The sequence below is a fragment of the Streptomyces sp. NPDC052773 genome, assembly GCF_044547145.1.
Classification (GTDB): Bacteria; Actinomycetota; Actinomycetes; order Streptomycetales; family Streptomycetaceae; genus Streptomyces.
In genome coordinates this window covers 177,965-197,790 of sequence record NZ_JBITZX010000003.1, presented here as the reverse complement: position 1 = coordinate 197,790, position 19,826 = coordinate 177,965, and the positions used below count along the sequence as shown (strand labels likewise).

Here is a 19,826-nt window from a genome sequence, read left to right as displayed (position 1 = left end):
GGGTTGCGCTGTGTGCACGGCGGGTCACGCGGTGACCCTAGACCGTCACCTGCGGCGGACGCCCGCCTCCTCGCCGTACTCCCCGAGGACGACCACGTCGAACACGGCACCCGCGAAGACCTTCACGGCACGGAGCGCGTCGCCGAGGCGGTGCCGGTGGCTGCCGGCGACGGCGGTCGCGCCGGTCGGGGCCCGGGCGGGGGGCGGTGCTGGGGTGATGGCTGCTGCACTCATGTCTCCATGGTGGATTCCCGGACATAAGGGCCGCATCGGTCTTCGGTCGGGTCTGCCCCCTAGGGAGCCGGGGAGGGCCGTACACCGCGAGAGGGAAGCGGGGAAATTCGTTAGCCCCGGTCTTCGCGCTCGTCTAAAATCTCCGCTCTTGCCCGCCTCCCCTCACGGAGTGCCGCCGCCCGGACGGAAACCGGTCGGCTTCTCGCAGGCCCACCACCTCGCAGGTCCCTTCGGAGGCACCCCCTTGTCCACCGCCGACCGCACCGACCCCCTCTCCCGTGAGCGTGCCCACCTCGCCGCCTCCCGTGCCGCGCTGCGCGCGATGCGCGAGGACGTGGAGTCGCTGGACATCCGCGACGTCACCGCGAACTGGGTGAACGCCCAGGTCCTGGAGCGCCAGATCGACGAGCGGATCAAGGCGCTCGCCGACCTCAGCGACACCCCGCTGTTCTTCGGCCGCCTGGACTATCTGCACACCCCGGGCGCGGACCGGGCGGAGGGCGCGGAGGGCGAACGCTTCTACATCGGGCGGCGCCACGTGCACGACGCCGACGGCGACCCGATGGTGATCGACTGGCGCGCGCCGGTGTCCCAGCCGTTCTACCGCGCCTCGAAGAAGGACCCGATGGACGTCGCGCTGCGCCGCCGCTTCGGGTACACGGGCGGCGAGCTGACCGCGTACGAGGACGAGCGTCTGTCGGACCCGGCGGAGGCCGCGAAGACCAGCCGGCTGCTCCAGCGGGAGATCGAGAAGCCGCGTGTCGGCCCGATGCGGGACATCGTGGCCACCATCCAGCCGGAGCAGGACGAGATCGTCCGCTCGGGCCTGGGCGGCACGGTGTGCGTGCAGGGCGGACCCGGCACCGGAAAGACGGCCGTCGGCCTGCACCGCGTCGCCTACCTCCTCTACGCCCACCGCGAGCGGCTGGCCCGCACCGGCACGCTGGTGATCGGCCCGAACCGGTCCTTCCTGCACTACATCGAGCAAGTTCTGCCCGCCCTGGGCGAGTTGACGGTCCGTCAGGCGACGGTCGACGACCTCGTCGCGCACGTCGAGGTGCGCGGCACGGACGACGCGGCGGCGGCCGTCGTGAAGGGTGACGCGCGGATGGCGGAGGTGCTGCGCCGGGCCGTGTACTCCCACGTGACCCTGCCCACCGAGCCGGTCGTGGTCGTACGCGGCTCGCGGCGCTGGCGGGTCCCGGCGTACGAACTGGAGGACATCGTCCGCGAGTTGCTGGACCGCGACATCCGCTACGGCGCCGCCCGCGAGGCGCTGCCGCAGCGGATCGCGCACGCGGTGCTGGTGCAGATGGAGCGCGCGGGCGAGGCGCCGGACGACCGGGTGCAGGACGCGGTGGCCCGCAACAGCGCGGTGAAGGCGGCGGTGAAGGCGATCTGGCCGGTGGTGGACCCGGCGAAGCTGGTGCTGCGGCTGCTGACGGACGCGGACTTCCTCGCCGAGCACGCGGAGGACATCCTCACCGAGGACGAGCAGAAGACGATCCTGTGGGCGAAGCCCGCCCGGAGCGTGAAGTCCGCCAGGTGGTCGCCCGCCGACGCGGTGCTGATCGACGAGGCGGCGGACCTCGTGGAGCGCACGCCCTCGCTGGGGCACGTGGTGCTGGACGAGGCGCAGGATCTGTCGCCGATGCAGTACCGCGCGGTGGGCCGCCGCTGCACCACCGGCAGCGCGACCGTCCTCGGCGACCTGGCGCAGGGCACCACGCCGTGGGCGACCCGCGGCTGGGGGGAGGCGCTGGCGCACCTGGGGAAGCCGGACGCGGTGATCGAGGAGCTGACGGCCGGTTTCCGTGTGCCGACGGACGTCATCGCCTACGCCTCTCGGCTGCTCCCGCACATCGCGCCGGGCCTCACCCCGGTCGCCTCGATCCGGGAGAACCCGGGCCTGTTCGAGGTCCGCCCGGCCGCCGGCACCGCCGACGTGGTCGCGGCCTGCGCGGAGCTGCTGCGCAACGAGGGCTCCGTCGGCCTGATCGCCGCCGACGCGCGCGTCCCGCTGCTCGCGGAGGCGCTGACGGAGGCGGGGCTGCCGTATCTCGCCCCGGGTGAGGAGACCACCCAGGAGACCCGTCTGACGCTGGTCCCCGCCTCGCTCGCGAAGGGTCTGGAGTACGACTACGTCGTGCTGGACGAGCCGCAGGCCGTGGTGGACGGGGAGCCGGACGAGCGGACGGGGCTGCGCCGTCTGTACGTGGCGCTGACCCGTGCGGTGTCGGGCCTGATCGTGACGCACGGGGCACCGCTGCCGGCTCAGTTGGACTGAGGGTCCGGCGGGTTGGGGCGGTCGCTGCCGTCACCGGTCTGCGGGTGGTGTGTGGCTGGTCGCGCGGTTCCCCGCGCCCCTGAAGTGCGTGCACTATACCCACCTCCAGGGGCGCGAGCAACCCACGACGCACCGCAAGTCCGCGACGCGCAGCCGCACCCCCCTCAGACCGCGTCCAGAACCCTCCGCCACTCGGCGACCGCCTCCACCGAGACCGGCCCCGACCAGCCCGCCGGCCGCGCCGCCCCGCCGATGTGGAACGCGTCGATCCCGGCCTCCCGCAGGCGCGGCACATGATCGAGCCGCAGCCCCCCACCGACCAGGATCCGTGGCTCGTACCCGGGCTCGCCGCTGCGCGCCGCCTCGGTGAGCAGCGCGGGAAGGCCGTCGTCCACGCCGGCGGCGGACCCGGCGGTGAGGTAGGTGTCCAGACCGGGCAGTCCGTCGAGCTGCTTGCGCAGCGCGTCGCGGTCGGCGGCGTGGTCGATCGCCCGGTGGAAGGTCCAGGAGCAGCCGTCCAGCGCGGCGACGACCCGCTCGACCGCGTACAGGTCGAGGCCGCCGTGCGGGTCGAGGAAGCCGAGCACGAACTGATCGGCACCGGCGCCGCGCAGTTCGCGGGCGCGGGCGACGAGCCGGTCGAGATCGCCCGACGCGAACCCGTCGGTGAGCCGCAGCATCACCCGCAGCGGGATGTCGACGGCGGCGCGGATCGCGCGGAAGGCCGCCGTGGACGGGGTCAGCCCGTCGGCGGCGATCTCGGTGACCAGCTCGAGGCGGTCCGCGCCTCCGGCCTGGGCGGCGATCGCGTCCTCGGCGTCGAGGGCGATCACCTCCAGGACTGCACGCTTGCTCATGACACCCCATTCGTCGGCGTTCGTCAGCCGCGCTACGGCTCTACAGGTCTAGTCCAATCAAAGACTACGCCCGCGCGCCGCCGCCCTCACCCGCCCTCACCGGAAGATGTTCAGCTCGGCCGCCTCCACCCCGGCCAGCTCGTAGTCCGCGCCCGCGAGCGGGCGGCCCGCGTACAGCCGGACGAGGGCCGGCGCGGACCCGATGAACCGGGCCGGCGGCCGGGCGCCGCTCGCCTCGCCGAGCAGCAGCGGCTCGTCCCGGTCGTCGAGGTCGGCGTGGAGCGGCAGATGGCCCCGCTCCCGGGTGAGCCGGGCGAGCAGTTCGAGCGCGTACGGCAGCCCCGCCCCGCCGTACGCGCCGGGCTCGCCGAGCACGTCCCGGACGTCACCGGCGTGCACCCACTCCCCCAGCGCGAGCCCGTCCAGCGCCCCACCGGCCTCGGCGATCACCGGCCCGGCCTCGGTCATCCCGCGCTCCAGCTCGTCCACGACCCGCGCGTTCGTCCAGTCGGCCCGCTCGGCGATGTCCCGGTCGTTGGACTCGGGCGAGAACACGCCCTCCTCGAACCGGTTCTCCACCACCCGCGTCAGCGCGGCCGAACAGTGCGCGAGCACGTCCCGCACCGTCCAGCCGGGACACGCCGTCACCGGCAGCGCGAAGTCCGTCTCCGCCCGGGACCGCAGCAGCGGCACCAGATCGTCCCGCTCGACCGTCAGCAGCCGCCCGGGCAGCTCCGGGTCGCGTACGTCACTCACGTCCGTAGAAGTCATACGGCCACGCTAGGTGCCATACGCCGCCGCGCGGGAGAATGCCGCCATGGCCGATGTCGATCTCGAGGAACTGCGTGCCCGGTTCAGCCGCTCCCTGGAGCGGGCCCGGCATCCGGGGGACGGCCCGGATCCGCTGCCGTACGCGGACGATCTGCTGGGCCGCTGGCGGGAGCCGCAGCGGCGGTATCACACGCTCGCCCATCTCACGGCGGTCCTCGACCACGTCGACACGCTGGAGGAGTACGCGGACGATCCGGACCTGGTGCGGCTGGCCGCCTGGTTCCACGACGCCGTGTATCTCCCGGACCGGTCGGAGAACGAGGAGCGGTCGGCGCGGCTCGCCGAGCGGGCGCTGGCCGAGGCGGGGCTGGCGGAGGACCGGACCGCCGAGGTGGCGCGGCTGGTGCGGCTGACCGCCGGGCACGCGCCCGCCGACGACGACCGCAACGGGCATGTGCTGTGCGACGCCGACCTGGCGATCCTCGCCTCGCCGCCGTCCGCGTACGCCGCCTACACGGTGGCCGTGCGCGAGGAGTACGGCTTCATCCCCTCCGACGCCTTCCGCGCGGGGCGCGCCGCGATCCTGCGCGATCTGCTCGCCCTGCCCCGGCTGTTCCGCACCCCGTACGGGGCCGAGCGCTGGGAGGCGACCGCCCGCTACAACCTCACCGCCGAACTGGAAATGCTGTCGTCCTGACCCCGCCCGCTCCCCTAGCCTGCCGACCATGACTGACGTGGGCGGGCAACGGGCGGCCGAGGCCGTCGAGCGGGCGGTGTCGGGCGCGGCACGGGTGCTGCGGACGGCGACGGAACGGGACTGGGACGGCACGAGGGCGGGCCGCCTGGAGTGGAGCTGCCGCAGGGCGGCGGGTCATCTCGCGGGCGCCCTGACGGCGTACGCCGGTCAACTGGCGGGCCGCGGACGGCACATGGACGCCTACGCGCCCTTCGACCTCGTCGTCGAGGACGACACCCGGCCGGCCGGCCTGATCGACGTCCTGGAGACCACCGGCACGCTGCTCACCATGGCCGTGCGCACCACCCCGCCACGGGCCCGCGCCTTCCACCCGTTCCCCTTCCGCAGCGCGAACCGCGAGGGCTTCGCCGCGATGGGCGTGACCGAGACACTGCTCCACACGCATGACATCGCCGAGGGCTTCGGGCTGGCGTACGAACCGGACGCCGACCTCGCCGAGTTCGCGCTGACCCGGATCTTCCCGCAGGTCCGGCCGGGCCCCGCTCCTTGGCCGACCCTGCTGTGGGCCACCGGGCGCGGCGAGCTGCACGGGCGCGAACCGGTCACCGAGTGGGTGTGGAGCAACAACCTCGTCATCCCCGCCGAACGCCTCACCCTGGAGGGCGTCACCCCGGCGGCGGCTGCGGATCTCGCCGTCGGCGGGGACGGCGGGTTCGACTGGGTCGAGGGCGGGCCGTACGAGGGCACGCGGGAGGCCGCGGCGATGACCCTGAAGGCGTACGAGACCGGGGTGCACCGGCCCGAGTTCGGGCTGTTCGTGCTGGTCCGGCAGGAGGACGGGCGGGCGGTCGGCGGGATGGGCTTCCACGGCCCGCCGGACGAGGACGGCCGCGCGGAGATCGGCTACGACCTAGCGACCTCGGCCCGCGGCCGGGGCTACGCCACCGAGGCGCTGCGCGCGCTGTCGGAGTGGGCGCTGGCCAGGACGGACGTACGGTCGCTGTTCGCCACGGTGGAGCCGGCGAACCTGCCGTCGCAGCGGGTCGTGGCGCGGGCCGGCTTCCGGAGGGTGGCGGCGGAGGAGGAGCTGTTCGCCTACGAGTTGCGGGGCTGACCGGCGGCCGGGGAGTGCCGTTTGCGGCGGCGCAGTCCGGCGCCGTGCAGCAGCCGCACCAGCTCGCGGGAGGTGACCTCGACGGCCCCGGCGCGGACCACGTCGGCGTAGCGGTGCGCCGGGATGTCGTAGTGGTCGCGGTCGAAGGCGCGGCGGGGCACGCCCAGGCGGGCGGCGAAGGTGTGCAGTTCGTCGTACGAGGCGTCGCTGACCAGGTGGGACCAGAGCCGGCCGTGGCCCGGCCAGGTCGGCGGGTCGATGTACACCGTCACGAGGACGCCCTCTCGGTCCCGTTCACGACGAGGGCGTCCCGCCCATCGCCGAGCCCAGGGAGCCGATGGAGGCGACCTTCACGCCCGCCTTGTGGCAGACCCAGTGCGGGTCGGGGCCCAGCTCGGGCTCGACGTCGAGGGCGTGCGGGTCGCCGGAGCCGCAGACCGGGCACAGCGGCCAGCGGCCGTACCGGTCGAGGAGCGCGTCCTGCACGTCCTGGGCGATCAGCCCGGCGACGAAGGTCGCGCCGTCCGGCCACTGCTCGACCCACCAGCGCCGCTGGGTGACGGAGTCCTCAACCAGCGAGACGACGTCCGCCTCGGCGACCTGGCCCGCGACGAGGTCGGCCAGCACGAGGGCACGCGCCGCGTGCAGTGCCTGCTCCAGGGGGCTGATGGGGTCCATGCCCCTATTGTGCGCACTCTTGACCGCGACTCCGAGCCGAAAATATCTTTCAAGTGTGACCAGGGAAGTGAAGGAAACTTTCGGGGGCGGCGGTCTCGGCGGTTCGCCTCCCGCACCCAGCGCGCTCGCCGCCAAGGTGCGCACACTCGCCCCCTCCATGACCCGCTCCATGCAGCGCGTCGCCGAGGCCGTCGCGAGCGACCCGGCCGGCTGCGCCGCCCTCACGGTCACCGGACTGGCCGAACGCACCGGAACCAGCGAGGCCACGGTCGTGCGCACCGCCCGCCTGCTCGGCTACCCGGGCTACCGCGATCTGCGCCTCGCCCTGGCCGGCCTCGCCGCCCAGCAGCAGTCCGGCCGCGCCCCCGCCATCACCACCGACATCGCGGTGGACGACCCGATCGCGGACGTGGTGGCGAAGCTGGCGTACGACGAGCAGCAGACCCTCTCCGACACGGCCGCCAACCTGGACACCGTCCAGCTCGGCGCGGCCGTCGGCGCGCTCGCCGCGGCCCGCCGCGTCGACGTGTACGGGGTCGGGGCGTCCGGGCTGGTCGCGCAGGACCTCACCCAGAAGCTGCTGCGCATAGGGCTGATAGCGCACGCGCACAGCGATCCCCACCTCGCCGTCACCAACGCGGTCCAGCTCCGCTCGGGCGACGTCGCGCTCGCCATCACCCACTCCGGGTCGACGGGCGACGTCATCGAGCCGCTGCGGGTCGCCTTCGAGCGCGGGGCGACCACCGTCGCGATCACCGGCCGGCCGGACTCCCCGGTGACGCAGTACGCCGACCACGTGCTGACCACGTCCATCGCCCGCGAGACGGAGCTGCGCCCGGCGGCCATGTCGTCCCGCACGAGCCAGTTGCTCGTGGTGGACTGCCTGTTCGTCGGGGTGGCCCAGCGGACGTACGACACGGCGGCCCCGGCCCTGTCGGCGTCGTACGAGGCGCTGGCGCACCGGCACCGCAGATGACCCGCGCCGACCATCACGCCGAGAACTGACCGTCGTGGAAAGAGCCGCACCCGATGACCTCCGCATCCGACGCCCCTGACCTGCAAGCCCAGCTGGAGACGCTGACCACCGAGGCCTTCCGGCCCGAACTCGCCGAGATCGACCGGCTGTCCACGCTGGAGATCGCGACCGTGATGAACGGGGAGGACGCCGGGGTGCCGGGCGCGGTCGCGCGGCAGCTCCCGCGGATCGCCGCCGCCATCGACGCCGTCGCCGACCGCATGGCCCGCGGCGGCCGGCTCGTCTACGCCGGTGCCGGGACCGCCGGGCGGCTCGGCGTGCTGGACGCCTCCGAGTGCCCGCCCACCTTCAACACCGACCCCGCCCAGGTCGTCGGCCTCATCGCGGGCGGCCCGCAGGCCATGGTGACCTCCGTGGAGGGCGCGGAGGACTCGGCGGACCTGGCCCGCGCGGACCTCGACGCGCTGGACCTCGGGCCGGACGACACGGTCGTCGGCATCTCCGCCTCCGGCCGCACCCCGTACGCCGTCGGCGCGGTCGAACACGCCCGCAAGCTGGGCGCGTTGACCATCGGACTCGCCTGCAACCCGGACAGCGCGCTGGCCGCCGCCGCGGACCACGGCATCGAGATCGTCGTCGGCCCCGAGCTGATCACCGGCTCAACCCGGCTGAAGGCGGGCACGGCCCAGAAACTCGTCCTGAACATGATCTCGACGATCACCATGATCCGGCTGGGCAAGACCTACGGGAACCTCATGGTCGACGTCCGCGCCTCCAACGAGAAACTGCGCGCCCGCTCCCGCCGCATCGTCGCCCTCGCCACCGGAGCGGCCGACGAGGAGATCGACCGGGCGCTGGCCGAGGCGCACGGCGAGGTGAAGGACGCGATCCTGTCCATCCTCGCGGGCGTGGACGGGCCCACGGCGGCCCGCCTCCTCGCGGAGAACCGGGGACACCTGCGGGCGGCGCTGGCGGCGGCGCGGGCATAGCACCCCGGGCGCCGCGCCGGACCCTCAGGAGGCGGACGGCCGGAACCGGGCCACGTACGCGTCGAAGGGCTCGATCCCGGCTCCGGTGCGCAGTTCGTCCACCCGCTCCGGCTCGGCGCACGGCCACGGCACGGGCGAGCCGTCCCCCCGCACCCCTGCGATCTGCGTGCCGTAGATCTGCTCCCGCCCCTCGTTGACGAGGGTCCGGTCGCGCAGGAACGCCAACTCCCGCGCGCTCGCCCGCCCCGCGCCGACGGCCGCCTCCAGCAGCCGCAGCGCCCGCCGCTGCACGTCGAGTTGCCGGTCGGCGTGCTGGGCGATCAGCCACGCCGCCCGCGCGGCCTCCTCCCCGACGAGGTCGGCCGTGGGCCAGCCCACCTCGTCCATGATCTCGTTCAGCCGGTCCCCGTGTTCGGCGGTGATTCGCCGCCACCGCAACTGCTCGGCGGGATCGTCGGCGTTGGCGTGCGCGGCGGCCCCGTGATCGGCCTCGGCCATGGCGAGAAGTTCGGCGGCGAGTGCGGAGCGAAGGTCTCGGTCGTCGTGACTCATGCCCTCGACCCTAGATCCACAATGCGGGCAAAAAGATCATTCCGCCGGAGGGTGACAGGCCCCGCCGATCAAGGGGACAATGGATCAACAGCCGCTACCGAAGCCGCTCGCGCTCCCGGTTCACCGTCCGCACCCGGGCCAGCAGCGCGTCGTCCGACGGCACCATCCGCAGCACGTCCGTCAGATGCTCCGCCGTCCGCACGTTGCAGCGCCCCAGGTCGACCAGGGCGAAGGGCTCCTCACTGGCCCCCGTCACCGGGTCGACGCGCAGCGAAGGCAGCACGACCCCCACCCCCTTGAGCGCCGCCCGCAGCGCCTCCACGATCTCCTCGGTCGTCCGCACGCTCCCGCACCTCCACGCTGAGTTTCCGATTCGCCACACAGCGTGTCCTGACCGCCTCTAACCTGGCCAGACAGGGCGCCCCAACAATCCGAGGTGTACGACAGGGAGTTGCCATGCCGGGACCCAAGGACCTCGACCCGTCGTCGTCCCCCCGCGCCCTGCTCGGTGCGGAACTGCGCCACGCCCGCGAGAAGGCGGGCCTCAGCCAGGAGGAACTGGGCCAGCGGCTGTTCGTGAGCGGGTCGTTCATCGGGCAGCTGGAGGCGGGGACGCGGCGGATGCAACCGGAACACGCGCGGATGTTGGATGAGGTCCTGGGGACAGAGGACTTCTTCCAGCGGAACTGCGCGGCGGTGGCCAAGTCGAAGTATCCGGAGCACTTCGCGGAGGCGGCGGAGGCAGAGGCGAGCGCCGCGGAGATCCGGCAGTACGCGCCCCTGCTGATCCCAGGCCTGCTCCAGACGCCCGCCTACACTCAAGCCGTGTGCCGGGCCTATCAACCGACGGCACCGCAGGCGGTGATCGACGAACTGGTGGCCAACCGGATGGATCGAGTACGTATCCTCGACGATCCAACAGAACCCATGTTGTGGGTCGTGCTTGACGAGGCTGCGCTGCGCCGGGCGACCGGCGGGGCAGCCGTGATGGCGGAGAGCTTGCAGCACATCACGGCCCTCGTGCGCCGGAACCGGGTCATCGTTCAGGTGCTGCCGTTCGAGGCCGGCGCGCACTCGGCGATGGAGGGCGCGATCAAGCTGATGGACTTCAAGCAGGCTCCCCCGCTGGCCTACTTCGAGGGAGTGGGAGCGGGACGGCTGGAGGACGACCCGGCGACCGTCCGCCACCAGCGGCACACCTTCGACCTCCTCGCCGCGTGCGCACTCTCACCGGAGAAGTCCCTGGCCGTGCTCGAAGGGATGGCGCAGGATTACGTCCATGAGGACCATCCCTGAGTACGACCTGGACACTGCCACCTGGTGCAAGTCCAGCTACAGCGGCGGCAGCGGCGGTGACTGCCTCGAAGTCACCCACGACTTCCCCACCGTCATCCCCGTCCGCGACTCCAAGACCCCCACCGGCCCGAAGCTCGTGTTCCGAGCCCCGGCCTGGACTGCGTTCGTCAGCGGGCTGAAGCAGGACTAAGAGAGCCCCGAAGCTCAAGTCCCGCGCTTCGAGCGCTCTTTTCAAGGAATGGTCGGTGGGTCTCAACCCACCCTCCCACCCTGCGAGTTGACCTGGCGCATCCGACTTGCGACGCAGGGTGACGAGGCTCTAGCGTTCCCGCAACAAGCAACAGCCCCCGCTCGGTGCGCCAACACCTGCGGGGGCTTAACCAACGAGATCGAAGCGACCGATCCCATGGCTGACGCCCACTTTAGTGCCGCCCCTGCGCCCGCGCACCCCATGTCCAACCCGGGCTACGGCAAGCGCTCCGCACCCGACCAATCCCCGCGCACGAACCACGACTTCGCGCACCTCCCACCCCGCGAAGCCGCCATCGCCGCGTACATCGACCGGCTGCCCGACGGCGCCGACATCTCCGTGAAAACGCTGGCCAAGCACCTGCCGTACGGGCAGTGCGCGCTCCGCACGGCGCTCAACAACCTGCAAAGGGCGGGCCACTTGCGCCGCGGCAGGGAGGCCGTCACCGCGGACTCGGGCTGCACGCGCTGGATCACCCGATCGTGGTTCTCCCGTACCGCCCGCGACGACGCCTGGTGGACGGCGTTCACGCGAGGGGACGTACCGGATCCGGATCCGGACCCTGGACCGAGAGCACGGCCCACCCGTTCCCGCGCCCACATCTTCCTCGCGGCCCTGGGCCGCGCCACCCCTGCCCTCTCCCTCTCGGAGGCCGAGTGCGCGCGGCTCGCGCCGCTGGTGGCGGAGTGGTTCGCGCGGGGCGCGGACGAGGAGGCCGTACGGCACGCCCTGACGAGCGGCCTGCCGAGCCCGGTGCATCACCCGGCCGCGCTGCTGCGCACCCGGCTCGCGGGGAAGCTGCCGCCGCCGCCACCGCCGCGTCCGCCCAGGCGGGTCCTGGAGTGCGCGGGCTGCGGCCTGCCGGGCCGGCCGGAGGCCCTGCCGGGCGGCCGGTGCGGCGCGTGCCGGGGCAAGCGCGCCCCCGGCCGCTCCCGAGCGCCCATGCCCGCCCGCACCGTCCACGCCCGCGCCGCAGAGATCCGGGCCGCGATGGCACAGCGCCGAGAGAGGACCCGCGCATGAGCACGCCGTACACACACGCGGGTGTGTACAGTCTTCGCATGGACGCGTATCCGCTCGTGGAAGCCCGCAACCAGCTCGGTCAACTGGTCGGCAGGGTCCGGCACGGCCAGGAGCACATCCTGATCACGGAGTACGGCAAGCCCGCCGCCGCGCTCGTGCCGATAAGCGAGCTGGAGGAGCTTCAGCGACTCCGGGACGAGGCCGACATCGCTGAAGCACGGGCCCGAGAGGCGAGCCCGGGCGGCCCGTCGATGTCCCACGACGAGTTCATGGCCCAGCTTGAGGAAGAGGACCGGCGGGAGGCCGCTTCGTGAGGCCCGCGGTGATGTGGGAACACCACGCCATGGCCGATTCCGGCGGCTTCGTGTCACCGATCCTGTAGGAGCCAAGGCCACTGCCGCTGCGGTGCGGGCACTCGCCGACGAGCCCTACCCTGAGGAAGCGCGTGCCCTTGGCGCGTCCGGTTACTACCGGCTGCGCGTCGGAGGCTGGCGTGTGCTGTATCGGCCGGAGAACGACACCTCCACCGTCTACGTGATCAAGGTCGGCCGCAGCAGCTGAACGAGGCCCAGACAGAACCGGAGCCTGCACCCATGAACCACGCCCAGCTCACCGCCCTAGGCCGTGCCCTGCGTCTGCTCGGGGAGCACGGGGAGGCGCTGACCGCGGACACCCCGGACGCGAAGCTGCACGAGGTGAAGGCGGATCTGCGCAGGGCCCTGGACCTGCTGGAGGAGAGCGTCACCTCGGCCGCGCCGACGACACGGTGCCCGGAGCATCCGCAGGGACCCGTGGACGAGGCCGCGCCCGATCTGTGTCTGCTGTGCGAGACGCGGCGCCGGGCGGCCCGCCGCGCCGAGTTCAACGGGCCGGGCCCGTCGCCCGCGCCCACGCCCACCGCGCCGTCGCGGTACGGGACGCGCGGTGACCGGCCGCAGCCCCAGCAGCGGTGGCTGCCCGAGGCGTGGAACGGGCAGGAGTGGCAGCTGTGCGGGACGCCGCGCCGGGACCGGCGGGAGGCCGAGCTGTATCTGGCCGCCCAGCGGCGCGGCTCGCGGCCGGCGATGGCGTACCGGCTCGTGCACGAGTTCACCGACTACGAGGTGCTGCGGGTGTGGGGCAACCCGGTGCGGATCGACATCGAGCCGATGGGCAATCTGTAGCCCTCAGGCCGCCACGACCGTCACCACCTCGTGCCGCACCACGTACGGCTCGGCCTCCACGCGCAGCACCCACGTGCCCTCACCGGCGGTCAGCTCGGCGCGCAGCAGGCCCTCACCGGCCGGTTTCAGGGTCACCGGGGGCAGCGGGGGCTGTCCGGGACGGTGCAGGCTCGCCCGGACGGTGCGGTCCGTGCCCTGGACGAGGACTTCGAACGGCTCCCCGGCGACCGCCAGTTCGGGCGCCAGGACGCCGATCTCGTCCGCCGAGAGCATCGAGCGGCCCCTGCCGCCCCGCAGGATCACCGCGAGCTGGTGGCTGACCGCCTCGCCGCCGGGCAGCTCGGCGTGCTTGTAGCCGTTCCAGACGCCGTAGCTCAGCTCGGTCAGGGCCCACCACGGGTGGGCGGAGTCCTCGGGGACCGTGCCGTCGCCGGTCCAGTGCCGCCGGTCGTCCAGGCGGGTGGGGAACTTCAGCTCGCCGCCCGGCTCCACCTGGACGCCGTGCACGGTGGGGTGGGCGCGCCCGCCGATGCTGTGGACGGCGTATCCCGGCCAGGGTGAGCGGCGCAGCCTGTTGCGTTCGACGGCCTCCTCGAAGTCCTCGTGGAAGTCGAAGGCCTCCTGGACCAGTTCCGTCGGCAGGTCCGGCACCTGTGCCTCGTCCAGGGGGCGCAGCGGACGGTCCGCGCCCGGTCTGAGCACCGCGCGGTAGACCGGCAGGAGCTGGGCCATCGACGGGAAGGTGCGGCACACCTCCATGAACACGTCGTTGTAGAGGGCGCCGACGAGGGCGGCCCGCGGGCCCTGGATGCCCGGCTGGTCCTCGCCGGGTCCGATGCCGTGGCCGGTGAGGAACCGGATGGCCTTGGCGGCTCCGCGGTGCGGGGTGCCCAGGGTGACCAGGGCGCGGGCGGTCTCGGCGCCGTCCTGGCACTCCAGGTGGTAGCGGGCGACCAGGCCGCCCATGGAGTGGCAGACGTACACCACCTTCGGCGGCTCCTCGGCGTGCGGGTAGTGCGCGCGGTACCGCTCGGTCCAGCGCGTCAGCTCGCGCTCCACCCGCTGCTTCAGCAGGCCAGCGGTGACCCGGTTCGACAGGCGCCAGTCGTACGGGAACGGCACGTACTGTCCGGGCGCCAGCCCGCCCATCATGCCCGCCACGTCCGGCGGGCCGAGCGTCTTGAGCAGGCCCGGCAGCGCGTCGGCGCCCTCCAGCGGCTCCTCGGGGGTCACCGCCCAGGGGGCTTCCGGGAGGTCGTGGCCCGCGCCCGGCGGCAGTTTCAGGTCCTCGAAGGCGGTGTGCCGCTTCAGCGGGTTCCTCGCCAGCTCCACGGCCACGTGCAGCCGAATCGCCCGCTGCGACCGCTGCCAGATGTCCACGCCGCCGCGGGTGAGGCGGCTGCCCAGAATGCCGGGGACGAACACCACCAGGTCGTGCTCCAACGAAGTGCCTCCTGTCGCTCAGTGGGTCCCGGTGCGCACCTGGATCAGGTCGCAGCGCCGGATGTCCTGGAGGGCGAGGGTGAGCGTGCCACCGTCGTCGTACGCGGCGTCCGCGACCTCCGGGACGAGTCCGCGGTACGGGACGAGCGTCTCGTCGGCCCAGCGGTCCTCGCGGACGTCCCGCACGCGCAGCGTGTGCGCGCCGCCGCACACCAGGAGCAGCGGATGCTCCGGCGTCCCCGAGAACAGCAACGTCGTGGGACCCGGGCCGGGCACGGTCAGCTCGGCGCGCTCCCATCGGCCGCCGGTCCACTCGGCGAGCCGGATCCGCTCGCCCTCGGCCCAGGCGACGAGCGGCGCGGACCGGCCGTCGGCGTGGTACTCCCCGAGGGCGGCCTGGGCGGTGACGTTCCCGGCCGGCAGGGTGCGGCGTACGGCCGTCATGCCGTCGTCCGTGCGCTCCCACAGCCGGATGCCGTCGCCGGCGTCGGTGAGGAGCCAGGTGCGGCCGTCGCGCAGGGTGCGGGCGGCGGTCCACAGGACCATGACCCCGGCGTACGCGGAGGCGGCCTGGCGGGGCGGGGCGCCGGGCGGCAGGTCCCAGGCGATCATCTCGCCGCGGTCGGGCACGAAGAGCCGTACGGTGTCGCCCGCGGCGGTCAGGCCCAGGGCGGGGATCTCGTCGCGCGGGTCGCCGCCCACGTGCAGGGGCTCGTCCCGGGACCAGGCGTCCAGGCGGGGCGTAAGCCGCCACAGGTGCACCCGGCGGCCGGCGGCCACGGCGACCACCCAGTGGTCGCGGTGGAACAGGGCGCGCACCGCGGTGACGTTCTCCTCGTGCCGCAGCAGCGCCTGCGCGGTGCCGTCGGGATGCAGGGCGGCCTGGACGTCACCGGCCCACACCTGGCACAGCAGCACCGGGCCGCCCGGCTCGCCGGACGCGGCGACGGCGACCTGGGCGCGCTGGTCGTGCGCGCGGCGGCGGGTCACCCGCCGCGCCTCCAGCGCGGACGCGGCGTCCAGCAGCCGGATGTCCGGGCCGTCGCCGACCGCGAGCAGCCCCGAACCGGCCGGATCGAAGGCCAGCGCCTCCGGTTCGCGCGGCTCGGTCAGGCGGAACTCGCAGGACTGGTCCGGGTCGAGGACGCCGCGCACCAGGACGCGGCCCGTCTCGTACAGCGCGAGCAGCGGGCGGCCGTCGTCGAGGCGGCCGAGGGCGAGACCGCGCGCCGGGGTGTTCACCGCGCACAGCTCCTTCCAGCACACCTCGCGGCCGGACACCCCGAGCCGCCACACGGTCGCCCTCTGGCCGTCGGCCACGGCCAGCAGCGTCTCGCCGTCCAGGCCGAGCGCGCCGGCCGCGTAGGCGGGGGCGCCGTCCTCGCGCAGGGTCCAGGAGGCGCCGAGCAGGCCGGTGCCGGCCGGGGCCTGCGGGGTGACCTCCCACAGGGTGACGCCCCGGTGGGCGACCAGCAGGAAGTGGCGTCCGGCGCACTGTGCGAGCGCGATCCGGTCGGCGGCCAGGCCCGGCAGGTCCACCAGCCCGCCGTCGGTGGGGCGCGCGCCGTAGGGCCAGCGCCAGGCCCAGATCATCCGCCCGTCGGCGGCCAGCGCCAGCACCACGTCGTCGCAGCGGGCGACGGTCAGGCTGTGCGGGGCGCCGCCCCACCGGTAGGTCTGGGCGGGGGCGCGGTCCGCGCCGGACCAGAAGGTGAGTACGGCGCTGTCGCTGGCGACGGTGACCCGGCGGCTGCCCGCTCCGGCCTCCCGGACCTCCGTCAGGGCCGTACGGCGGTCGTGCCGGTCGCCGTCCGTGCGGCGGGTCAGGCGGCGGCGGCCGGTGCGGGTGTCCTGCACGACCACCTCGCCCTGCCCGCCGACCGACAGCCGGCCGCCGCCGTCGGCGGGCGTCCAGGTCAGGGCGCGCGCCCCGCCCAGCGGGGCCGGCCAGCGCACCTCCAGGGGCTCGGGCGGGGCGTCCGTCCACAGCTCCCGCCAGGGCAGTTCGCGGAATCCGGGCAGGTCGCGCAGGGCGGCGTGGAAGCCGGTGCGGTGGCTGACGAACGCGGCGGCCCTGAGGATCGCCTTGCGTTCGGCCTCGTCGGTGCGGAAGCGGAAGGCGTCCGCCAGCCGGGCGTACAGCGCGGCGCCCTCGCAGTCCCCGAGCAGCGGGGTGACGTGCGGGAGCAGCACGTCGGGGTCGGTGCGGACCAGGAAGTGCGGGTCGGCGAACAGCTCGCGCAGCTCGCCCCGGCCGGTCTGCGCGGCGTGGGCGCCGAGGTAGCGGCGGGTGTAGGGGTGGGCGGCGGTCCAGCCCGGCTCGTCGCGGGGGCACAGGGCGGCGACGACCCGGCGGTGCGCCTCGGGCGTGTCGAGGCCCGAGCTGTCCAGGAGGTGGGCGCCGTAGCTGGGGTGGGCGAGGCGGTGGGTGCGGATCTCGGCGGACTCGCGCTGCGCGGTGACCACGCTGCCCGCCGCCCGGTCCAGGACGACGGCCAGGGCGGACTCGGTGAGCGGGGGCGTGCCGGGGTCGCGCAGGCAGTCGGCGAGGGTGAGCCACAGCCGCCGGTCCTCGGCGCGGTCCGCGGTCAGTCCGCGGCCCTCGGCCACGGCGAGCGGGCGCAGCAGCTCGGCGGCGCGCAGGTCCCCGCCGGACTCCAGGTGCCGGATCTCCTGGGCGAGGCGTTCGCGCAGGCCGGCGCCGCCCGCCCGGATGCGGCGCACCAGCTGGTCCTCGGGCACGGGGGCGGGGTCGCGGGCCAGTTCGCCGGCCATCAGCCGGGCCACCAGGAAGAGCCGTCCGCTCTCCTCGGCGATGCGCTCGGCCGCCCGGCGGCGCTCCTCGGCGCGGGCGGCGCCGCGCCAGGGGGAGCCGGGTGCGGCGAGGACGGTCTCCGCCATGCGGGCGATGTCGCGTTCGGTGTCCTCGTCCTCGTCGAGGGCGAGGGCGGGCGCGGTCTGGTCCAGCGTCTCCGGCAGGGTCTCCTCGGGGGCGCGGTCGGCGGCCTGGCGGCGGGGCTGCGGGCGGGTGCCGACGACGACCTTCACGCCCCGGGAGCGGGCGAGCGGGTTCAGCAGATGCCGGGCGATCTCGTGCGCCTGCTCGGGCATCGCCTCGTCCAGGCCGTCGAAGACCAGGTTGAGGGCGCCGGTACGGTCCACCAGCGCCTGTACGGCGGCCAGCAGCGCGGTCGTGGCGACGGCGCCGTCCGGCACGGGCGCCATGTCCGGGAAGGCGGTCAGCACCTCCCACAGCGCCCGCGTCAGGGTGACCAGGGACTGGCCGTGGCAGGAGAGCACCGCGTGGATCGTGCCGGGCCGGGGCCGCACCTGCGGCGGGGGCGGCGGGTCCAGGCGGGCGCACTTGTCCGGTACGGACATCAGGGCCAGCCGGCCGAGCAGCGCGGTCTTGCCCGAACCGGCCGGGCCGGTCACCGCCAGCAGGCCCTGCGAGTAGGTGTCCAGCCAGCGGACCAGGCGGCTGAGCGGGCCGTGCCGGCCGGCGAAGACCCGCTCCAGGTCGCCGCCGTCCTCCAGGCCGAGGTGCCCGGTCGACTGCCAGGGGCGGGTGTCGTCGCCGGGCAGCCGGGCGGTGCGCTGCGGCTGGTCGTCGTCCTGGTAGTACGGGTTGTGCAGAAAGCTGTTGGGCAGGGACCGCACCTCGACCTGGCCTGGCCGCTCCTCCGGCTCGTCCAGTCCGGACGCGGCGGCGCGCAGGTCGACCGCCTCCGTCAGATACTCCACCGGCAGGTAGAGCGCGGTCGGTTCCAGCGGCCGTACATGGTCCGCCATCCGCACGCCCGGGTCGGCGAGGGCCGCGTCCAGCCAGTCCACCCACTGGCCCTCGGGGATGGGACGGCCGACGCCGGAGGTGCCGACGACCACGAACCCGTGGCCGCGCTCGCGGTAGGCGGTGCGGACCGTCTCCCGCTCCCTGCTGAGCGCCCGGTCCAGGGCCTGGCGCAGATGGCCGTGGGCGGAGCAGGCGTCGACGACGACCAGGGTGTCCGCCTCGGCGCCGGGCGCGAGCAGTTGGTCGACCAGGTCGGTGAGGGCGATCGCGCGGGCGGGGTCGAAGGCGCCGGTCGCCCAGCTGTCCCGGCAGGCCAGGTAGTAGCCGTCGGCGCCGAGGTCGACGCCGTGACCGGTCCAGTACAGGATCTTGCGGCGGGCCGGGTGCGCGCCGAACTCCGCCAGTCCCGCCCACAGCGCGTCCCGGGTGGCGCCCGCCCGGTCGAGCCGAAGCTGCCGCCCGAAACCGAGTCCGGGGCTGACGAGATCGGTGAACCTGCGCCGCGCGTCCTGGACCAGGGCCAGGTCACGGGCGCCGGGCCGGACCGGGTCCTCGTAGCCGTCGACGGCGACGGTCGCGACGAGCCCTTCTCCCCGCGCCGCCTCCAGTAACGCAGACCGGGACAAAGTCCACCCCCCGCCCCGTAGCATGACCCGAGCACAAGCCCGGCAACACATCTTACTGAAGGGGCAGTTGATGGCTCAGCGGGAAAAGGTGACCGTGGTCGGCAGGCAGACCGACTGCCATCTCTTCGAGGGCGACGGCACCCGGCCGATCCTGGAGGAGAACGTCCGCATCCGGTACATCCCCGAGCGGGTGGAGTTCCCCGACGAGATCGCCCGCTGGCGGCGCGCCATCGAGGACGAGGAACGCCGCAAGGAGGCGGCGGGCGAGCCGCACCGCTGGAACAACCCCCGCTTCGCGGTGGAACGGCTCGTCGTCACCCGCACCCACGCCCTGGAGGAGCCGGTCGCCACGCTCACCCTCCGGGACGCGGACTACTACGACTTCCTGACCACCTCGATCAACCTGGACCGCAAGCAGGAGAACGGGCTCACCCTGCGCCAGCAGTACCTGGAGAGCCGGGACCCGGTCGACGCGCCGCCGTTCATGTTCTGCAGCTTCGGCGTGAACGTCGCCGTCGAGACCGGCGGCGACGGCAAGATGCTCTTCTCCCACCGCAGCGCCCGGGTCGTCGGCCCCAACCGCTCCCGCTGGAATTCCTCCGCCAACGAGGGCCTGGCCGCCAACCACGACCTGTCCCCCGACGGCCGCATCAGCCTGCACGCGGTGGCGCGGCGCGCGCTGCGCGAGGAACTCGCCGTCCAGGCCTCCGACAACGTCGACCTCGAACTCCTCGGCTTCGGCCTCGACCTGCGCAACAACCAGTGGGCGGCGTTCTTCCGCGCGGTCCTCCCCGACCTCACCGAGGAGGACCTGCGCGCCCGCTGGAGCCTCGGTATCGAGGACAAGTGGGAACACGACGCCTTCGCCTTCGTCCCCGCCGACCCCGACTCGGTCCTCACCTTCATCCACGCCCAGCCCCCCGAGTCCTGGGCCCCCTGCGCCCCCACCCTCTTCTACCTGTCCCTGGTCCGCTCCGCCGTCCGTGCCCGCGGCGGCGACCCGGACGCCCGCCTGGAGGTGGAGGCGGCCCAGCGAAGGGTGCTGGGCCGCGCGGGCGCGGCGTAGACCGCCGCGGG

21 protein-coding genes are annotated in these 19,826 nt (G+C 74.0%); 12 read left to right on the top strand and 9 right to left on the bottom strand.

Annotated elements, in window-relative coordinates; translation table 11 throughout:
- Nucleotides 1-45: 45 nt before the first annotated feature.
- A complete protein-coding gene (locus ACIG0D_RS08850) occupies nucleotides 46-234 on the bottom strand; it encodes a hypothetical protein (RefSeq protein ID WP_399797429.1) in 189 nt (62 codons plus the stop codon).
- A 322-nt stretch (nucleotides 235-556) separates the two neighbouring features.
- Between ACIG0D_RS08850 and ACIG0D_RS08845 the strand changes: the two genes are divergently transcribed.
- A complete protein-coding gene (locus ACIG0D_RS08845) occupies nucleotides 557-2,521 on the top strand; it encodes a HelD family protein (RefSeq protein ID WP_399798172.1) in 1,965 nt (654 codons plus the stop codon).
- Nucleotides 2,522-2,685: 164 nt separating this feature from the next.
- Here ACIG0D_RS08845 and ACIG0D_RS08840 read toward each other — a convergent pair whose 3' ends face one another.
- The gene (locus ACIG0D_RS08840) at nucleotides 2,686-3,378 is read right to left on the bottom strand and encodes a copper homeostasis protein CutC (protein WP_399797426.1); all 693 of its coding nucleotides are present in this window, start codon (nucleotides 3,376-3,378) and stop codon (nucleotides 2,686-2,688) included.
- A gap of 96 nt (nucleotides 3,379-3,474) precedes the next feature.
- Entirely contained in the window at nucleotides 3,475-4,149 is a 675-nt protein-coding gene (locus ACIG0D_RS08835; RefSeq protein WP_399797423.1) for a maleylpyruvate isomerase family mycothiol-dependent enzyme, read from the bottom strand.
- A 46-nt stretch (nucleotides 4,150-4,195) separates the two neighbouring features.
- On the opposite strand from ACIG0D_RS08835, the gene ACIG0D_RS08830 reads away from it, so the two are divergent.
- A complete protein-coding gene (locus tag ACIG0D_RS08830) occupies nucleotides 4,196-4,846 on the top strand; it encodes a hypothetical protein (RefSeq protein ID WP_399797420.1) in 651 nt (216 codons plus the stop codon).
- Nucleotides 4,847-4,874: 28 nt separating this feature from the next.
- Nucleotides 4,875-5,960 (top strand): GNAT family N-acetyltransferase, encoded by a 1,086-nt coding sequence (locus ACIG0D_RS08825; RefSeq protein WP_399797418.1) that lies wholly within the window; start codon nucleotides 4,875-4,877, stop codon nucleotides 5,958-5,960.
- On the opposite strand, the gene ACIG0D_RS08820 is transcribed toward ACIG0D_RS08825, so the two are convergent.
- On the bottom strand, nucleotides 5,942-6,232 hold the full coding sequence (locus ACIG0D_RS08820; protein WP_399797416.1) for a DUF4031 domain-containing protein: 291 nt from the start codon (nucleotides 6,230-6,232) through the stop codon (nucleotides 5,942-5,944). The genes ACIG0D_RS08825 and ACIG0D_RS08820 overlap by 19 nt on opposite strands.
- A gap of 22 nt (nucleotides 6,233-6,254) precedes the next feature.
- Nucleotides 6,255-6,638, bottom strand: a complete 384-nt coding sequence (locus tag ACIG0D_RS08815; protein WP_399797414.1) for a hypothetical protein — start codon at nucleotides 6,636-6,638, stop codon at nucleotides 6,255-6,257.
- Between the two features lie 55 nt (nucleotides 6,639-6,693).
- Between ACIG0D_RS08815 and ACIG0D_RS08810 the strand changes: the two genes are divergently transcribed.
- Together ACIG0D_RS08810 and murQ are read left to right on the top strand one after the other, a co-directional pair.
- Nucleotides 6,694-7,614, top strand: a complete 921-nt coding sequence (locus ACIG0D_RS08810) for a MurR/RpiR family transcriptional regulator (RefSeq protein ID WP_399797411.1) — start codon at nucleotides 6,694-6,696, stop codon at nucleotides 7,612-7,614.
- A gap of 53 nt (nucleotides 7,615-7,667) precedes the next feature.
- The gene (gene murQ, locus ACIG0D_RS08805; RefSeq protein ID WP_399797409.1) at nucleotides 7,668-8,603 is read left to right on the top strand and encodes an N-acetylmuramic acid 6-phosphate etherase; all 936 of its coding nucleotides are present in this window, start codon (nucleotides 7,668-7,670) and stop codon (nucleotides 8,601-8,603) included.
- Between the two features lie 24 nt (nucleotides 8,604-8,627).
- On the opposite strand, the gene ACIG0D_RS08800 is transcribed toward murQ, so the two are convergent.
- On the bottom strand, nucleotides 8,628-9,155 hold the full coding sequence (locus ACIG0D_RS08800) for a DUF6624 domain-containing protein (protein ID WP_399797406.1): 528 nt from the start codon (nucleotides 9,153-9,155) through the stop codon (nucleotides 8,628-8,630).
- 94 nt (nucleotides 9,156-9,249) lie between these two features.
- Nucleotides 9,250-9,498: a hypothetical protein gene (locus ACIG0D_RS08795; RefSeq protein ID WP_399798220.1), complete on the bottom strand. Its 249-nt coding sequence runs from the start codon at nucleotides 9,496-9,498 to the stop codon at nucleotides 9,250-9,252.
- 113 nt (nucleotides 9,499-9,611) lie between these two features.
- Between ACIG0D_RS08795 and ACIG0D_RS08790 the strand changes: the two genes are divergently transcribed.
- The 6 genes from ACIG0D_RS08790 (at nucleotide 9,612) to ACIG0D_RS08765 (ending at nucleotide 12,887) form a co-directional block, all read left to right on the top strand.
- A complete protein-coding gene (locus ACIG0D_RS08790; RefSeq protein ID WP_399797403.1) occupies nucleotides 9,612-10,451 on the top strand; it encodes a Scr1 family TA system antitoxin-like transcriptional regulator in 840 nt (279 codons plus the stop codon).
- Nucleotides 10,435-10,641: a DUF397 domain-containing protein gene (locus tag ACIG0D_RS08785; RefSeq protein WP_399797400.1), complete on the top strand. Its 207-nt coding sequence runs from the start codon at nucleotides 10,435-10,437 to the stop codon at nucleotides 10,639-10,641. The genes ACIG0D_RS08790 and ACIG0D_RS08785 overlap by 17 nt, the downstream gene beginning before the upstream one ends.
- A 216-nt stretch (nucleotides 10,642-10,857) precedes the next feature.
- Nucleotides 10,858-11,724 carry a hypothetical protein gene (locus ACIG0D_RS08780; RefSeq protein WP_399797398.1) on the top strand — a complete coding sequence of 289 codons (867 nt, stop codon included), beginning with the start codon at nucleotides 10,858-10,860 and terminating at the stop codon, nucleotides 11,722-11,724.
- A 38-nt stretch (nucleotides 11,725-11,762) separates the two neighbouring features.
- Entirely contained in the window at nucleotides 11,763-12,038 is a 276-nt protein-coding gene (locus ACIG0D_RS08775; RefSeq protein ID WP_399797395.1) for a type II toxin-antitoxin system Phd/YefM family antitoxin, read from the top strand.
- 13 nt (nucleotides 12,039-12,051) lie between these two features.
- Complete coding sequence (locus ACIG0D_RS08770; protein WP_399797392.1) at nucleotides 12,052-12,285, top strand: type II toxin-antitoxin system RelE/ParE family toxin; 234 nt, start codon at nucleotides 12,052-12,054, stop codon at nucleotides 12,283-12,285.
- Between the two features lie 32 nt (nucleotides 12,286-12,317).
- Nucleotides 12,318-12,887, top strand: a complete 570-nt coding sequence (locus tag ACIG0D_RS08765; RefSeq protein ID WP_399797389.1) for a hypothetical protein — start codon at nucleotides 12,318-12,320, stop codon at nucleotides 12,885-12,887.
- A 3-nt stretch (nucleotides 12,888-12,890) separates the two neighbouring features.
- Here ACIG0D_RS08765 and ACIG0D_RS08760 read toward each other — a convergent pair whose 3' ends face one another.
- Nucleotides 12,891-14,330: an esterase/lipase family protein gene (locus ACIG0D_RS08760; RefSeq protein ID WP_399797386.1), complete on the bottom strand. Its 1,440-nt coding sequence runs from the start codon at nucleotides 14,328-14,330 to the stop codon at nucleotides 12,891-12,893.
- Between the two features lie 18 nt (nucleotides 14,331-14,348).
- Nucleotides 14,349-18,749: an AAA family ATPase gene (locus tag ACIG0D_RS08755; protein ID WP_399797384.1), complete on the bottom strand. Its 4,401-nt coding sequence runs from the start codon at nucleotides 18,747-18,749 to the stop codon at nucleotides 14,349-14,351.
- 70 nt (nucleotides 18,750-18,819) lie between these two features.
- Between ACIG0D_RS08755 and ACIG0D_RS08750 the strand changes: the two genes are divergently transcribed.
- Nucleotides 18,820-19,815, top strand: coding sequence for a translation initiation factor 2 (locus tag ACIG0D_RS08750; RefSeq protein ID WP_399797382.1), 996 nt, complete (start codon nucleotides 18,820-18,822; stop codon nucleotides 19,813-19,815).
- Nucleotides 19,816-19,826: the final 11 nt, after the last annotated feature.